Annotated in this window: 13 protein-coding genes and 1 riboswitch; of the genes, 11 read left to right on the forward strand and 2 right to left on the reverse strand. The window is 52.6% G+C overall.

All coding sequences use genetic code 11. The features are described from left to right. Window positions 1–35: 35 nt before the first annotated feature. Window positions 36–2,075 carry a DUF885 domain-containing protein gene (locus QOX44_RS14750; protein WP_283684192.1) on the reverse strand — a complete coding sequence of 680 codons (2,040 nt, stop codon included), beginning with the start codon at window positions 2,073–2,075 and terminating at the stop codon, window positions 36–38. A 493-nt stretch (window positions 2,076–2,568) separates the two neighbouring features. Here QOX44_RS14750 and metG point away from each other — a divergent pair, with 493 nt between their 5' ends. The 10 genes from metG (at window position 2,569) to QOX44_RS14800 (ending at window position 13,896) form a co-directional block, all read left to right on the forward strand. Next, complete coding sequence (gene metG, locus QOX44_RS14755) at window positions 2,569–4,584, forward strand: methionine--tRNA ligase (RefSeq protein ID WP_283684194.1); 2,016 nt, start codon at window positions 2,569–2,571, stop codon at window positions 4,582–4,584. 88 nt (window positions 4,585–4,672) lie between these two features. Next, window positions 4,673–6,043, forward strand: coding sequence for an MATE family efflux transporter (locus tag QOX44_RS14760; protein ID WP_283684196.1), 1,371 nt, complete (start codon window positions 4,673–4,675; stop codon window positions 6,041–6,043). Window positions 6,044–6,124: 81 nt separating this feature from the next. Continuing rightward, window positions 6,125–7,528, forward strand: coding sequence for an aminopeptidase (locus QOX44_RS14765; protein ID WP_283684198.1), 1,404 nt, complete (start codon window positions 6,125–6,127; stop codon window positions 7,526–7,528). A 15-nt stretch (window positions 7,529–7,543) separates the two neighbouring features. Then, window positions 7,544–8,518, forward strand: coding sequence for an ABC transporter substrate-binding protein (locus QOX44_RS14770; RefSeq protein WP_283684199.1), 975 nt, complete (start codon window positions 7,544–7,546; stop codon window positions 8,516–8,518). 71 nt (window positions 8,519–8,589) lie between these two features. After that, a complete protein-coding gene (locus QOX44_RS14775) occupies window positions 8,590–9,357 on the forward strand; it encodes an ABC transporter permease (protein ID WP_283684200.1) in 768 nt (255 codons plus the stop codon). Then, a complete protein-coding gene (locus QOX44_RS14780; protein ID WP_283684202.1) occupies window positions 9,354–10,022 on the forward strand; it encodes an ATP-binding cassette domain-containing protein in 669 nt (222 codons plus the stop codon). The genes QOX44_RS14775 and QOX44_RS14780 overlap by 4 nt, the downstream gene beginning before the upstream one ends. 76 nt (window positions 10,023–10,098) lie before the next feature. After that, window positions 10,099–11,220, forward strand: a complete 1,122-nt coding sequence (locus QOX44_RS14785; protein WP_283684205.1) for a DUF362 domain-containing protein — start codon at window positions 10,099–10,101, stop codon at window positions 11,218–11,220. A gap of 12 nt (window positions 11,221–11,232) precedes the next feature. Beyond that, window positions 11,233–11,326: riboswitch (NiCo riboswitch) on the forward strand. A gap of 163 nt (window positions 11,327–11,489) precedes the next feature. Next, a complete protein-coding gene (locus tag QOX44_RS14790) occupies window positions 11,490–12,392 on the forward strand; it encodes a cation diffusion facilitator family transporter (protein WP_283684207.1) in 903 nt (300 codons plus the stop codon). Between the two features lie 90 nt (window positions 12,393–12,482). Further along, entirely contained in the window at window positions 12,483–13,160 is a 678-nt protein-coding gene (locus tag QOX44_RS14795; protein ID WP_283684209.1) for a YkgJ family cysteine cluster protein, read from the forward strand. Between the two features lie 157 nt (window positions 13,161–13,317). Continuing rightward, window positions 13,318–13,896, forward strand: coding sequence for a xanthine phosphoribosyltransferase (locus QOX44_RS14800; RefSeq protein ID WP_283684210.1), 579 nt, complete (start codon window positions 13,318–13,320; stop codon window positions 13,894–13,896). Between the two features lie 206 nt (window positions 13,897–14,102). On the opposite strand, the gene QOX44_RS14805 is transcribed toward QOX44_RS14800, so the two are convergent. Then, complete coding sequence (locus QOX44_RS14805) at window positions 14,103–15,125, reverse strand: YARHG domain-containing protein (protein WP_283684212.1); 1,023 nt, start codon at window positions 15,123–15,125, stop codon at window positions 14,103–14,105. Window positions 15,126–15,350: 225 nt separating this feature from the next. Between QOX44_RS14805 and QOX44_RS14810 the strand changes: the two genes are divergently transcribed. After that, a complete protein-coding gene (locus tag QOX44_RS14810) occupies window positions 15,351–16,133 on the forward strand; it encodes a polysaccharide deacetylase family protein (RefSeq protein WP_283684213.1) in 783 nt (260 codons plus the stop codon). Window positions 16,134–16,136 lie beyond the last annotated feature (3 nt).

Consider the following 16,136-nt stretch of genomic DNA (forward strand, 5'->3'; position numbering starts at 1 on the left):
CTCCCGGTATGGTTCGTGTAGCACAGAGCGGTAAGTTATGGATGGATCACCTTGCGGCTGATCTCCTGGCGCAGGATATAAAACGGCGCAGGTCCGGTCTCAAGGATCATACGGTGAAATTCCCGCAGAGAAAAGCGGTCCTTTTGTACGGCGGCAACATCATCGCGCAGGTCACAGAAATTCAGATATCCGACGTAGTACTTCAGGTAGTTGGCAGGCGCCTGCAGGATACTCTGGTAGAGCATCTGCGCAGTATCCTCCGAAAAACCGAGTTTGGAGAGAAAGGCAGTGACGTCATTTAAGGAGTACCCGCGGTAATGGATCCCGATATCAAGCAGCGAGGCGAGCCCAAGCGTAAAAGAACGGTTCTTTTGATACAGCGCAGCCAGGGAAGGGTCTTCCTCCCACAGACCAAAGGCGTACATCTCAACGTAGGTCGCCCATCCTTCGGTGTAGCCTCCCGTGTCAAGAAGCGTGCGCAAAAGATCCGGCTGTGTCGCGTTCCAGTAAACCGACTGATAGAGATGCCCGGGGTATCCCTCGTGCGCCAGTGTGGTAAAAAGCTCGATGCTGTCATAATTATTGTCCGGGTTAATATAGATGACATTATTCTGGTAATCATCAATTGCCGGCGTCAGATAAAAGGCAGGGCTTAAATATTTTTGCAGGGATTCGTGTACATATTTAATATCGCAGGAGACGTCCGGGAGGACGGGAAAATCGGTTGTGATCTTTTCCCGCAGCTCCGCCAGCATGGCGGCCGGAATGGAGGTGCCGGAAGCCTCGCTTTTCGTTTCTGCGCTGCTGCGGGCGCGCAGCGTGGGGTCACAGCTTTCTAATACAGCCATGTCGATCGGCAGCATGCGCATGACTCCAGCGCTCCATACCTCTTCAGCGATCGGATCGGTACGCTGCGCCTGTGTATCAGAATCCGGCTCATCGCTTTGCGCCTGCGCATCAGAATCTGGCTCATTGCTTTGCGCCTGCGTATCAGAGGACTCCTTTTTTGCAGGCTGCCGCGATGCTGCGAGCTGCTGGATCGCTGTAAAGTCTTCGACTACCTGTTTTTTGATCGCCTCTTCGATCTTTTCAATCGGGCGGTCATCTCCGACCGTGCTCTTTACGAGATACTGATAATATGCGCTCCCCTGCGGATAATGGTACAGCCCCTGTGTATTTGTACTGCTTCCCGCATAAGAAGCGATCTTCGCGCTGAGCTCCTGATAGGCAGGGATAACATACCCGGTCAGGATTGACTGATTGCGGCTTTTGTAGGAAATCTTTTCATCTGCCGAGAGATTTTGTATGGCGTCTATTTTTTCGTCAAAAATAGTGATCAGATAGTTTTTTTGCGGATCCTGGATAAATTCTTTACATTGCTTTACTACCTCATCCGCACAGGCGCGGCTCATAAACAGCCCGGCGGCAGCCTTTTCACGCTCAAAAGATAGGATGGAAGAGAAGTAATCCGGGATCTGGGAAAGCAGGGACAGATAGTCCTCTATATCACGTCTGGTCCGGAAGGTGTACTCTGCGAGCAGGACCGGCAGCTGTGCCTGGATGCCAAGGGTCGGACTAAGCGGCTCATCATACAGAAGATAATCCGCGGCAGCAAGCTCTGTTTCCAGATGGGCGCGGAAAACCTCATAGGTAAGACGGTGCTTTTCGGAGAGCTTGTCGGGATCAAACTGTTTCAGGGTATTGAGATAATTTTCTGTCGATGCGATCGCCTGCTGCCGGGCGGCAAGGCTGGCATTTCCAAGGGAGACCTCGGCGGTATCGATCTGATAAGCAGCGGGATCTGCGATCGTGTAGTGCAGGTTCAGCGTGCTGCCGCTCATCTCGTTTCGGAAGATGTTTTCTGTAAACTGTTCAAATTTTTTATCCTCGGTGAGAAGAAAGCCGGGAGGTGCTTTGACGAAAAGGCGTAGGATAAGAAGCAGAAGCACTGCGCCGAGGATAAGAGCAGTCAGAGGAAGCGCTCCGGGAAACGGCTTTTTGGGAGCGCCGGATCGGGGAGCGTCGGGGCGTTTCCCGTGGATAAGTGATCTCAGTCTGGATAAAAGGAGTTCCATATGAATACTCCCGCAGATATTTTTAAGACAGTCTATGCAGGGATTTAGCCGCGTATGCGGAGATATCAGCTGCGCGGCAGCTCCTTTGCCCGGATGGCCGGACGAATGGCAGCAAATATTTTGTCCATCCTCGGCCGGGCGTCTTGACAGAAAATTCGCAGTATGGTAACTTAAATAATAGAGAAATCCGATGAGAAAGAGAGTATGCATACAGGAGTGCTACAGAGAATCCCGGCGCTGAGAAGGGATGCAGGAGCGTGTGCAGAAGATGGATTTGGAGGAGTGTAGCCAAGCAGCAGTATGCTGTCAGGCTATGACAGGTCCGCCTGTTACAGCGGCAGAGTATGGAATAAGAAGTACTCGTTGAGGTCTGCACTGTGAGGTGCAGATGAAAAGAAGTGGTAACACGGGCATGCTCGTCTTCTGGATCGATAGAAGACCGGGCGTTTTTTATTGCATGGGAAAATTATCAGACAGGACAGGAGGAAATGAGATGAGTAAACCAAAGTATTATATGACAACGGCCATCGCCTATACCTCAGGCAAGCCGCACATCGGCAATACGTACGAGGCGATCCTTGCAGACAGCATCGCGCGCTTTAAGCGTGCGCAGGGATATGATGTGTTCTTTCAGACAGGGACGGATGAGCACGGGCAGAAGATTGAGCTGAAGGCTGCGGAGGCGGGCATCACACCGAAGGAGTATGTGGACCGTGTCGCAGGCGAGATCAAACGGATCTGGGATCTGATGAATACATCGTATGACAAATTTATCAGGACGACGGATGAGGATCATGAGAAGCAGGTACAGAAGATTTTCAAGAAGCTGTACGACCAGGGCGATATTTATAAAGGCTCGTATGAGGGACTGTACTGTACGCCGTGCGAGTCCTTCTGGACAGAGTCGCAGCTGGTGGACGGGAAGTGCCCGGACTGCGGACGCGAGGTAAAGCCGGCGAGTGAGGAGGCTTATTTCTTCCGTATGAGCAAATATGCAGACCGCCTGATCGAGCATATCAATACGCATCCGGAGTTTATTCAGCCGGTATCGAGAAAAAATGAGATGATGAACAATTTCCTGCTTCCGGGTCTGCAGGATCTGTGTGTATCGAGAACCTCTTTTAAATGGGGCATTCCGGTATCGTTTGACCCGAAGCATGTGACGTATGTATGGCTGGATGCGCTGACCAACTATATCACGGGGATCGGCTATGACTGTGACGGCGAGAGCACAGAGCAGTTTAAGAAGGACTGGCCGGCAGACCTGCATCTGATCGGAAAGGATATTATCCGTTTCCATACGATCTACTGGCCGATCTTCCTGATGGCGCTCGATCTGCCGCTTCCAAAGCAGATCTTCGGACATCCGTGGTTGCTGCAGGGCGAGGGCAAGATGAGCAAGTCAAAAGGCAACGTACTGTACGCAGATGATCTGGCTGATATGTTTGGCGTGGATGCGGTGCGCTACTTTGTTCTGCATGAGATGCCGTTTGAAAATGACGGTGTGATCACATGGGAGCTTATGGTCGAGCGTCTGAATTCGGATCTGGCGAACACACTTGGAAATCTTGTGAACCGTACGATTTCTATGACCAATAAGTATTTTGGCGGCGTGGTGGAGAACCGCGGCGCGGCAGAGCCGGTGGATGAGGAGCTCAGGGCAGCAGCTCTTGCAGTTCCGGTAAATGCGGCAAAGAAGATGGATCAGCTGCGTGTGGCAGATGCGATCAGTGAAATCTTTACTCTGTTCAAACGCTGCAATAAATACATTGATGAGACCATGCCGTGGGCGCTTGCAAAGGATGAAACGAAGCAGGACCGTCTGGCTACGGTACTCTACAATCTGACGGAATGTATCAGCATTGGAGCAGAGCTGCTGGAATCCTTTATGCCGGAGACCTCTGCAAAGATCCTGGCACAGCTACATGCGAAAAAGCGCGGACTGGAGCGTATGGATCAGTATGGCCTGTATACATCCGGCACAAAGGTAACAGACAAGCCGGAGATCCTGTTTGCACGTCTGGATATCAAAGAGATCCTGGCAAAGGCAGAAGAGCTGCAGAAAGCGCAGCTCGCAGCGCTCGGGCAGACAGATGCAGGAAACGCTCAGGAGCAGGAAGGCGCAGAGGAGAAGAGTGCAGCAGATGAAGCGCAGGAGAGCGTGATCGATATTGAGCCAAAGGAAGAGATCACATTTGATGATTTTGAAAAAATGCAGTTCCAGGTGGGTGAGATCATCGCCTGTGAGGAAGTAAAGAAATCGAGAAAGCTGCTCTGCTCCAAGGTGAAGATCGGCAGCCAGGTGCGTCAGATCGTATCCGGCATCAAGGCGCACTACTCAGCAGAAGAAATGGTCGGAAAGAAGGTTATGGTGCTGGTGAACCTGAAGCCTGCGAAGCTGGCCGGAGTGCTTTCTGAGGGCATGATCCTGTGCGCGGAGGATGAGAACGGAGAGCTTTCACTGATGGTGCCGGAAAAGAAGATGCCGGCAGGGGCAGAAATCTGCTGATCGGCAAAACGAGATCCGGACAGAGAAAAACAGATCAGGAAAACGGCGCAGACGCAGCGTGCCTGCGCAGGGAGAACGGAGGTGTGGCATGGATCTAAAAGACGCCCAGTATAAAAAAATGACAGAGCAGCCGGTTTCCCGTCTGATCCTGTCGCTTGCAGTCCCGACGATCATCAGTATGATGGTGACGGCGATCTATAATACGGCAGATACGTACTTCGTGTCCCAGCTTGGCACGAGTGCATCGGGGGCAGTGGGGATTGTGATGTCCCTGATGGGGATCATCCAGTCAGCCGGCTTTCTGATCGGCATGGGAGCAGGCAGCTGGATGTCGCGGCTGCTGGGAGAAAAGCAGGAGCGGCTTGCATCTGAAGTGGCAGCGAGCGGATTTTATTTTTCCCTGCTTCTGGGTGTGATCATCGCAGTATGCGGAGTCGTGTTCCTCGACCCGCTCGTGACGCTCCTTGGAGCGACGCAGACGATCCGCCCGTACGCCATGGAATATGCGCAGTATATTCTGTATGCGGCGCCGTTTCTCATTGGCTCGCTGACGCTCAATAAGATGCTGTGTGCGGAAGGAAAAGCGCGGTTTGCGATGGTCGGCATCGCATTCGGAGGCGTGCTGAATATTTTTCTGGATCCGCTGTTTATTTTTGTTTTTCATATGGGGATCGCCGGGGCAGCTATAGCGACAGCGCTCAGTCAGATAGTCAGCTTTGGCATCCTTCTCTATATGTTTGTGAGCGGGCGCACGATCGCGAAGCTGAATCTGCGCAACGCGTCACGCACGCTGAAGCGCTACGTTCAGATCGCCTCATACGGGATGCCGTCATTTTTCCGGCAGGGTCTGGCGAGCGTGGCGATGATCGCAATGAATAAGCAGGCTGCTGCGTATGGAGACTCTGCCGTGTCGGCGATGGCGATCGTCACAAAGGTATTTATGCTGATCTTTTCTGTAGTGATCGGCTTTGGGCAGGGATATCAGCCTGTGGCCGGATATAATTACGGCGCCAGAAGGTATGACCGTGTAAAACAGGCGTTTCTTTTTATGACGCGGACAGCGACTGTTTTTATGGTCCTGTTCGGTGCGATCGGCTTCTGGGCGGCGCCGCAGATGATCCGGCTGTTTATTGACAGTGACCCGCAGGTCGTACAGATCGGTACGGAGGCGATGCGGATGCAGTGCGCAGCGATGCCGTTTCTGCCGCTTGCGACATGCTGCAATATGACGTTTCAGACGATCGGCAAGTCGAAGGTGGCGACTTTGCTCGCATCAGCCAGACAGGGGTATGTATTTTTGCCGCTGGTGCTGATCCTGCCGTATTTCTTCGGCATGAAGGGCGTGGAGCTGTCACAGCCGCTTGCTGATGCGATCTCATTTTTTATCTGTATCCCGTTTACCGTGCAGTTTTTCAGGGAATTGCAGCAAAGGCAAAAGGAGATACAAAAAGAAGGATAAAAGCTTCGGAAAACGGAGTGTGCGGCGTAAAAGCCGCAAAAAACAGTGTAAAATCAGATACAATGACAGGAGGATATTACGATGAAACAGGAAAATGCTTGGAAATCATATTCACCGGAGCAGTTAAAGGAGCTTGAGGAGCTCGCTGTGCGCTACCGCGCATTTCTGGATGCAGGAAAGACAGAGCGCGAGTGTGTAAGAGAGGCTGTGCGCATTGCAAAGGAGCATGGCTATGAGGATCTGAATGAAGTGATCCAGTCAGGGAAAAAGCTGTCCGCCGGCGACAAGGTGTATGCAGTATTTATGGAGAAGGCGATCTCTTTGTTCCATATCGGCAGAAAGCCGCTGAAAAAGGGAATGCGGATCCTTGGAGCGCATATTGATTCGCCGCGCCTTGATCTGAAGCAGAATCCGCTGTATGAGGATACAGAGCTTGCCTACCTTGACACGCACTATTACGGCGGCGTCAAGAAGTATCAGTGGGTGACGATCCCGCTTGCTATTCACGGTATCGTGGCAAAGAAGGACGGCACAGTGGTCGATATCTGCATCGGGGAGCAGGAGTCCGATCCGGTTGTCTTTGTGTCAGATCTTCTGATCCATCTGGCCGGAGAGCAGCTTGAGAAAAAAGCGCGTCTTGTGATCGAGGGCGAGGATCTGGATATCCTGATCGGCAGCCGTCCGCTCGTATCAGAAGACGGGGACGCTGCGGAAAAGAAGGAGAAAGAGGCTGTAAAGGCAAATATCCTCGGGATCCTGAAAGAAAAATACGATATTGAGGAGGATGACTTTCTCTCAGCAGAGCTGGAGATCGTTCCGGCGTCAAAGTCAAGAGACTGCGGACTTGACCGCAGCATGATCATGGCATACGGACAGGACGACCGCGTATGTGCATACACTTCTCTGGAGGCACAGCTTGCTGTGGATACGCAGGATTATACCTGCTGCTGTCTGCTGGTAGACAAGGAAGAGATCGGAAGCGTCGGGGCAACGGGTATGCAGTCACGGTTCTTTGAAAATACAGTCGCAGAGCTGATGAACTGTCTGGGCGAGTACAGTGAGCTGGATCTGCGCCGCTGCTTGAGCCGCTGCCGGATGCTCTCTTCTGATGTAAGCGCTGCGTACGATCCGCTGTATGCGTCTTATTTTGAAAAGAAAAACAGCGCATACTTTGGAAAGGGACTGGTATTTAACAAGTATACAGGCGCACGCGGAAAGAGCGGAAGCAACGATGCAAACGCAGAGTATTTTGCAGGGATCCGTGCTCTGCTTGAGAAGCATAACGTAGCCTTCCAGACGGCAGAGCTTGGAAAGGTCGATGTCGGAGGAGGCGGAACGATCGCATACATTTCCGCACTGTACGGCATGGAGGTTATCGACAGCGGCGTCGCAGTATTGAACATGCATGCGCCGATGGAGGTTACAAGCAAGTCTGACGTATACGAGGCAAAGAAAGGTTACCTTGCGTTTCTGCTCGAAGCATAAAAAGGAGGAACGGCTATGAAGAAAAAGAATCTGGCGATATCTGCAGTGCTTCTTGCGAGTGTGCTTGCAGCTGCGACGGCAGCTTCTGCAAAAGAGACGGTGAGGGTCGGGGGACTGAAGGGACCGACCACGATGGGGATCGCGTCGCTTGGCGTACCGGTATCTGACCGCACCGAGAATAATTCCTATGAGACAACGATGGTCACAGCGGCGGATGAGCTGATGGCAATGGTACTCAATGAGGAGGTAGATATTGCACTGCTTCCGGCGAATGTGGCTGCCATTTTGTACAACAAGACGCAGGGCGGTGTAAAGGCTGTCGATATCAATACGCTCGGCGTTCTGTATGTGACAGAGATGGGAGATACGATCCACTCTGTCGAAGATCTGAAGGGCAAGACACTGTATCTGACCGGGAAAGGAACCTCGCCTGATTTTGTGATCCGGTATCTGCTCGATCAGCATGGCCTGACAACAGAGGATGTAAAGCTGGAGTATAAGTCTGAGGCGGCAGAGGTTGTCTCTGTGCTTGCAGAGGATGAGCATGCGGTGGGTCTGCTGCCGCAGCCCTTTGTCACCGTGGCTCAGTCGAAGAATGAGAAGCTTCGGATCGCGCTTGACCTGACAGAGGAATGGGACGCATTGCAGGAGGAGGGCGGAAGCAGCCTGGTGACCGGTGTGACAGTCGTGCGCACAGAGTATCTGGAGGATCATGAGGAGGCCGTAGAGGGGTTCCTGGAGGATCATGGATATTCGGCGGCATATACGAATGAGAACCTGGAGGAAGTAGCCGGGCTGATCGAGCAGCTTGAGATCGTCCCGAGCGCGGCGATAGCGCAGAAGGCGGTTCCGCTGTGCAATATTGTCTGCATTAAGGGCAGGGAGATGCAGGAAAAGCTGGGCGGCTATCTGGAGGCTTTGCATGAGATGGATCCGAAGTCGGTAGGCGGAGCGCTTCCGGAGGAAGACTTTTATTATATGCCGGAATAATGCAGATGTGCAGACATGTGCGGTCCGGCAGCAGAAATGCAGAGGTTGAGAGAGTGCAGAGATCGAGGCGTATGAAAAAGGGGATAAGGACAGTCGGGATCGTGGCGGTCTGGCTGCTGCTGTGGCAGTTTGCAGCGCGGCAGATCGGTCAGCCGATCGTGTTTGTCGGCCCGGTACAGGTGTGCCGGGCACTGGCCGTGCAGGTGACGGAGGCAGAGTTCTGGATGACGGTCCTGCATTCCTCGGCAAAGATCTGCGGAGGCTTTCTGATAGCATTTACTGTCGGGGTGCTTGGCGGTATGGCAGCAGGGCGCTTTCGCCTGCTGGCCGAATTTCTGGAGCCGGCAGTGGGCTGCCTGCAGGCAGTACCGGTCGCTTCGTTCGTGATCCTTGCACTGATCTGGATCGGTTCAGAAAATCTGTCTGTGCTGATCAGTTTTCTTGTGGTGTTTCCTGTGATCTACCGGAATACGCTCGCGGGCGTGCGCTGCGCAGATCCGAAGCTGCTTGAGATGGCGCAGGTGTACCGTATGGGAACTCTGCGCCGTTTTCGCTGCATTTACTGGCCGGCGCTGTTTCCACACCTGTTTTCAGGAAGCCAGGTGGCATTGGCAATGGCGTGGAAATCTGGTGTGGCGGCTGAGGTGATCGGTGTACCGGATCTGTCGATCGGGGAAAAGCTGTACATGGCAAAGATCTATCTGAGTACGGCAGAGCTGTTTGCCTGGACGCTTGTCATCATACTGGTGAGCAGGCTGTTTGAGCTTTTGTTTTTGCGGCTGCTTTCTCTGCTTGATGTGCGGCGAGGGTGTGCAGCGTGTCAGGAGGCGTCGGAATGATTCGTTTGGAGCATATTTCAAAAGCGTATGAGGGCAGGGCGGTACTTGAGGATTTTACTGTACAGATGGAGTGCGGTGGTATATACTGTTTATCAGGAGCTTCCGGTATTGGGAAAACGACATTTTTGCGGATTCTGATGGGGCTTGAGCAGCCGGATGCAGGCAGGATCCTCTGTGATGCTAAGACACGGGAAGCATGTGCCGGGGCGTCGGCACAAGAGTACGAGGGTCAGCGTAAAAAGCAGCGCTCTGAGATGAGAAGCGCAAAGCATGCGGGCATACGGATCGGGGCTGTATTTCAGGAGGACCGTCTGCTGGAATTTGCGGATGCGCTGACAAATGTCAGGCTGACAGCCCAGGAGCGGGGCGGGGGAGCAACGCAGTCAGAGGAGATCCTCTCAAGTCTGCTGGAACAGGAAGCCTGGGGCAGACCGGTCTTAAGGCTGAGCGGAGGCATGCGCCGGCGCGTGGCAATAGCGAGAGCGCTCGCCGCTCCCTGTGAGCTTCTTGTCATGGACGAGCCGTTTGCGGGGCTTGATGATCAGACAAAGCGAAGGACGATTTGCAGTATCCTGCAGTACAGGAAGGGCCGGACTCTTCTTGTTGTGACCCATCAGGAGGAGGACTGTGAGCTCCTTGGCGCAGATGCAGTGTTTCGTCTGTAGCGCAGGAGAGAGGAACTGCAAAAGCAAAAGGATGACAGGGCGGCAGTGTGCCGCGGGATACGAGGAGGTATACAAAATGGAAAAATCAAAGGTATATTTCACAGACCTGCGTGTAAATATGGGGGATAATCTTCTGGAGAAGCTAAAGAGGCTGATCCGCGAGGCAGGGATCGGAACGATTGATTTTGAGGATCAGTATGTGGCGATCAAGATGCATTTCGGGGAGCCGGGCAATCTCGCATTTTTGCGCCCCAATTATGCAAAGGCAGTGGCAGATGTAGTGAAAGAGCTGGGCGGAAAGCCGTTTTTGACAGACTGCAACACACTGTATGTCGGCGGGAGAAAAAATGCGCTCGACCATATTGACTCTGCGTACGGAAACGGCTTTGTGCCGTATGCGACCGGCTGTCATGTGCTGATCGCGGACGGACTCAAGGGTTCGGATGAGGTACACGTTCCGGTTGAGGGCGGAGAGTATGTAAAAGAGGCAAAGATCGGAAGGGCAGTCATGGATGCGGATATCTTCATCTCGCTGTCTCATTTTAAGGGACATGAAATGACAGGCTTTGGCGGCGCCTTAAAAAATATCGGCATGGGGTGCGGCTCCAGGGCCGGAAAGATGGAGATGCACAGTGAGGGAAAACCGTATGTAGAGCAGGAGCAGTGCATCGGCTGTGGCCGCTGTATCAGGATCTGTGCGCATGGAGCGCCTTCTGTGACAGATAAAAAGGCTACTATCGACTGGAACAAATGCGTTGGCTGCGGCCGCTGTATTGCCGTCTGTCCCAAGGATGCGATTCAGCCGGGAACCTATGAGGCAAATGATATTTTGAACTGCAAGATCGCAGAGTATTCCAAGGCAGTCTGCCAGGATCGTCCGCATTTTCATATCAGCCTTGTTATGGACGTATCGCCGAACTGCGACTGTCATGCGGAAAATGATGCGGCGATCGTTCCTGATGTGGGAATGTTTGCATCCTTTGACCCGGTTGCTCTGGATGTGGCGTGTGCGGATGCGGTAAATGCACAGCCGTCTATCGAACAGAGCGTGCTCGGCGATGCAGTTGCGCATCATGAGCACGACCACCGTGATCATTTTGGAAAGGTGGCGCCGGAGACAAACTGGAAATCCTGCATTGCGCATGCGGTAAAGATCGGTCTGGGAAGCGATCAGTACGAACTGATCCAGGTAAAATAAGGAGCCGGAAAAACAGAACAGGATGAGCAGGCGGCACGCCGAAGCAGTGTGCTGCCGGGTCTTTTTGACAGTGGATGAACCAGAACGGGGCATTTGCGGGACATCGAAACAGGGACGTTCCGCAGATGCCCTGTTGTGATATGACGCTGCGTGCACTCTTCATCCTGCGCGGCACAGACGCACAGGTACCTGCCCGGGTGCGTAATATAACAGGAAGAGCATCAATACAGGCAGGTCATATGGAACAGCAATATCCAGGGAGGATAATTATGGGAAAATTAAAACAAAAGGAACAGCAGATCAGCAAGATGGAACAGACTGCGATGCATGTCTCAAAGGTCAGCATTCTCGTCAATGTGCTGCTTTCAGCAGGAAAGCTTGCGGCAGGTATTCTGGCCTCATCCGGGGCGATGATCTCCGATGCAGTGCATTCAGCGTCAGACGTATTTAGTACGATCATTGTCATGATCGGTATCCGCATCTCAGGAAAGGAGGCAGACAGCAGGCATCCGTACGGCCATGAGCGCATGGAGTGTGTAGCTGCGGTCCTGCTCGCCGTTGTGCTGGCGCTTACAGGCGCAGGCATCGGCATAGAGGGCATCCGGAAGATCGCAAGCGGCAATTACCAGGATCTGGCAGTGCCGGGTATCGCGGCGCTGATCGCGGCAGTCGTATCCGTGGCAGTCAAAGAGTGGATGTACTGGTATACGCGGTTTTATGCAAAAAAGATCCGTTCCTCCGCACTGATGGCAGACGCGTGGCATCATCGGTCAGACTCTCTTTCGTCGATCGGCGCCTTTGCCGGTATACTGGGCGCGCGGATGGGCTTCCCGGTACTTGACCCTGTGGCAAGTGTGGTGATCTGCCTGTTTATTTTGAAGGCGGCATATGATATATTTAAAGATGCAATTGACAAAATGGTAGATACGGCGTGTGACCCGCAGCTGGAAGAGGAGCTGCGCCGCTTTGTGCTGGAGCAGCCCGGGGTAGAGGGGATCGACCTTCTGCGGACGAGAACCTTCGGAAATCGGATCTATGTGGATGTGGACATTATGGCAGATGGAGATCTGCCGCTTCGGGAAGCACACGGGATCGCCCAGTGTGTACACGACGGGATCGAAAAACAGTTTGATCAGGTCAAGCACATTATGGTGCATGTAGATCCGGCATAAACCAGGAACAAAGCCGCCGCATGTGTCATATCGGCAAACAGGCAGATACAAAAGCTTCGCGGGAGACAAAGGAGCAGGTAAGGAGGACATATGAAACGACAGGTGAGTCTGGAGGAGATCTCAGACGGCAGATTATACAGCAAAAATGACATGGTAAAGGCAGGCTGCGGCGGCTGCCGCGGGTGTTCCTCGTGCTGCCGCGGGATGGGAGGATCCGTAATCCTCGACCCGCTCGATGTGTTCCGCCTGGTGGCAGGGACATCGCGCAGCTTTTTGGAGCTTCTGACCGACAAGCTTGAGCTGAACGTAGTGGACGGGATCATCCTGCCTAATCTGAAAATGAGCGGCCGGGAGGAATCGTGCGGTTTTTTAAATGAGGAGGGAAGATGCAGTATCCATCCATATCGTCCGGGGATCTGCAGACTGTTTCCGCTTGGCAGGTATTATGAGGAGTCTGCATCCGGCGGCCGTTCTTTTCGGTATTTTCTGCAGGTGCAGGAGTGCCCGGCGCAGAACAAGACAAAGGTAAAGGTTTCCAAATGGATCGACACGCCCGATCTTGTACGATACGAAGCGTTTGTAAATGAGTGGCATTATTTTCTGGAAGACGTCGAAAACCGTTTGCAGCAGAGCGGACAGGATGAGGAACGCAAGAATACGAATCTCTTTTTACTGAAGCTTTTTTATATGAAGCCGTATGATACGCGGCAGGATTTTTATGAGCAGTTTGCACAGCGCATGGCGCAGGCGCGAGAGATCCTGTCATAAATGCAAAAGGCAATGCAGAAGGACAGCTGCAAAAGCCTTTAACAGAAAAATTTGCAGGGAAAGGGTTGCAACCTGCTTCGTTTATCAGTACAATAGAAAAATAACATAAGTGAAAATAAAAAATATACGGAAACGAATATTCATATGGAGGTACAGTATGCAGTTATTAAAAGACAGGATCCGCAAGGACGGGAAAGTAAAAGAAGGCAACGTGCTGAAGGTTGACAGTTTCCTGAATCATCAGATGGACACAGCGCTGTTCCGCGAGATGGGAAAAGAATTTAAACGCAGATTTGAGGGAGAGGAGATCAATAAGATCCTTACGATCGAAGCGTCCGGAATCGGCATCGCATGTGTCGTTGCAGAAGAGTTCCATGTGCCGGTCGTTTTTGCAAAAAAGACCCAGACCAAAAATATTGCGGGCGATGTATACAAATCCCGTGTAGAATCTTTCACACACGGCAGAGTGTATGATATTATTGTATCTAAGGAATTTCTCGGAGAGGGAGACAAGGTACTGCTGATCGATGATTTCCTGGCAAATGGAAAAGCGCTTGAGGGGCTTGCCGAGCTGGTAGAAGAGTCCGGAGCGACACTGGTCGGAGCCGGGATCGCGATCGAAAAGGGCTTTCAGGTTGGCGGGGACATCATCCGTTCCAAAGGGATCCATCTGGAGTCGCTGGCGATCGTTGAATCAATGGATGACAAGACAGGCGAGATCACATTCCGGGACTGAGATCTGCGGTCAGCTATGACAGAGATCAGGCAATAAGGAATTGACGCCGTATAAGCAGCAGCCAGAGAATATACGAGATAAAACAGGAAAAGAGACAATGGAGCGATATTTTCGCTCTGTGCATAGAAAAATCCGGAAGAGCTCCTTATTTTGGGAGTCCTTCCGGATTTTTGCATGCAGTGTATAGCGGTTATGTTTACACTCTGTCACCAGATCAGGATATTGACGGCCTCGTAGGATTCTGTATCGTATACGAGGCTTGTGACTGCGCCGACCTGGAAGCTGTCTTTGGAGAGTCCCATATCGCCAAGGCGGGCTTCGTCATACCAGAACTGCACTGTGCTGCCGTCCTCCATGCGGACACGGAAGTATCCGTCTCCTGTCTCGATGATCATCCCGTAGGCATCTTTTGTAGAGGAGGGGAGGATCGTGACGGTTTCGCTGGAAGCAGCTGTCTTGTTTAGCTGTTCTACCATGAGGGCAACGTTTGCGCCCTCATAAGCATTCATGACGCTTACATCGAAGTCCTCTGCCTCAACGGTTCCGCTGTACCAGGATTTGGAATTAAAGTAATTCTGAACATCCTGGAGCACAAATTTCCGGTGATGGCGCGCATAGATCTCATTGATCGCCATCTGTATCTGATCGGCGCTCATGCCGGAGAGATCACCGGCGCTCAGATATGCAGTGGAGCTCTGCGGGAAAATGTAGTCGCCGTCGGTTCCTGTATTTATACTGCTGTCTACTGTGAGCGCGATGTGTGACTTCACCCATTCCATATCAGCTGTCATGGCAGAAAATTCCTCGTAGGCGGCGGTGTCTTTGGTGTATGCCTGCAGATCCGTCGGGAAGGACGCGTAATACGTGCCCTCGGAGGTGCTTCCGATCGTCATGTAGCTTGGCTCGTCGGTATAGCTGTCATCGTCAGAGAAGCAGATGCTGAAGAGGCGGCCGCCGTTCGCGTAGCCGAGCTCTTCGGTCCAGAGCTTGCGGGATTTTGTCTGATAAAAGGTGACGCTGCTCTTGGATGCTCCCATCTGGCATTTACCTGCCCAGCTCTCCGGAAGTGTTACCTGCACATCTCGAAAGCTGATCTGTATATTATTTTCTGCATTTCGTGCAGTCGTACTCTGCCACCGGTCTGACGCTGCCTGAGCCGTCAGCGTGAGTGCAAAAAGCATACTGGCGATCCCTGCGGTCAGGATAGTTCGCAAAAGGTTCTTTTTCATATAGCTCTCCCTGCCTTTCTAAGATAATATGTGCTGTGCCGCATGTAAATCGTTCTCCTGCGGTCTGTTTGATATATTCTATTTATATCACAGATTTCGGCAAAGAAAATGAATAGATTCTTAAGAGGGATGGAATATATTTGTAAATTATCCGGCGCTGCCTGATGGCATGATATCCTCCGCAAGCTCATATAGTTACATAAGAAAGAACGGGCGGAGAAAGATATGGAAGAAAAAAAGATACCGGTCGCGTGGTACCGGTTCAGGGGCGTGGGGCTTTTATGCCTGTGTTCGGCTGTCTTTTTTGCCGGTGCGTATATGACCGGGCAAAAGAGTGTGGCTGTGAACAGTACGGCGGGAGTGGTAAAGGAGAGCCGGAGCAGTCCTGTGTGCAGCGTGGCTGAGAGAGGAAAGCGGGCGGCGCTGACCTTTGATCTGGATGGCGGCAGCGCAAGCGCCCAGGCGATCCTCGATATACTGGAGCAGCATGACGTGAAGGCGACCTTTTTTGTGACAGGGAAGTGGGCACAGCAGTACCCGGAGGACGTGAGGCGGATCGCCGCAGCCGGGCATGATCTGGGCAATCACAGTCAGAGCCACAGGGATATGACCTTTATGGAAAAGCGGGAGATCCAGCAGGAGATCCAGACGGTGCATGAGGCGGTACATCGTATGACAGGCGTAGAGATGAAGGTATTCCGTGCTCCTTACGGCGCTTACAGTGACCGGCTGCTGCAGGTGATCGGGCAAAGCGGATATCTGCCAGTGGAGTGGGATGTGGATTCGCAGGACTGGAAAAATTATGGCGTGGAGAGTATTGTGGAGGCTGCGCAATTAAAAAACGGCTCCATTATACATTTGCATAATGAAGCCGATCCCCTCATCCGGGCCCTGGATCCCCTGATCCGGGAGATCCGGGCGCAGGGGTATGAGCTGGTGCCTGTCTCGGAGATGATCCGGTGGAGCGGATACGTTATTGATGAGACGGGCAGGCAGATCCCGGAGTGAGGA

It is taken from the genome of Parablautia sp. Marseille-Q6255 (assembly GCF_951230155.1).
In the GTDB taxonomy this organism is placed as follows: Bacteria; Bacillota; Clostridia; order Lachnospirales; family Lachnospiraceae; genus Choladousia.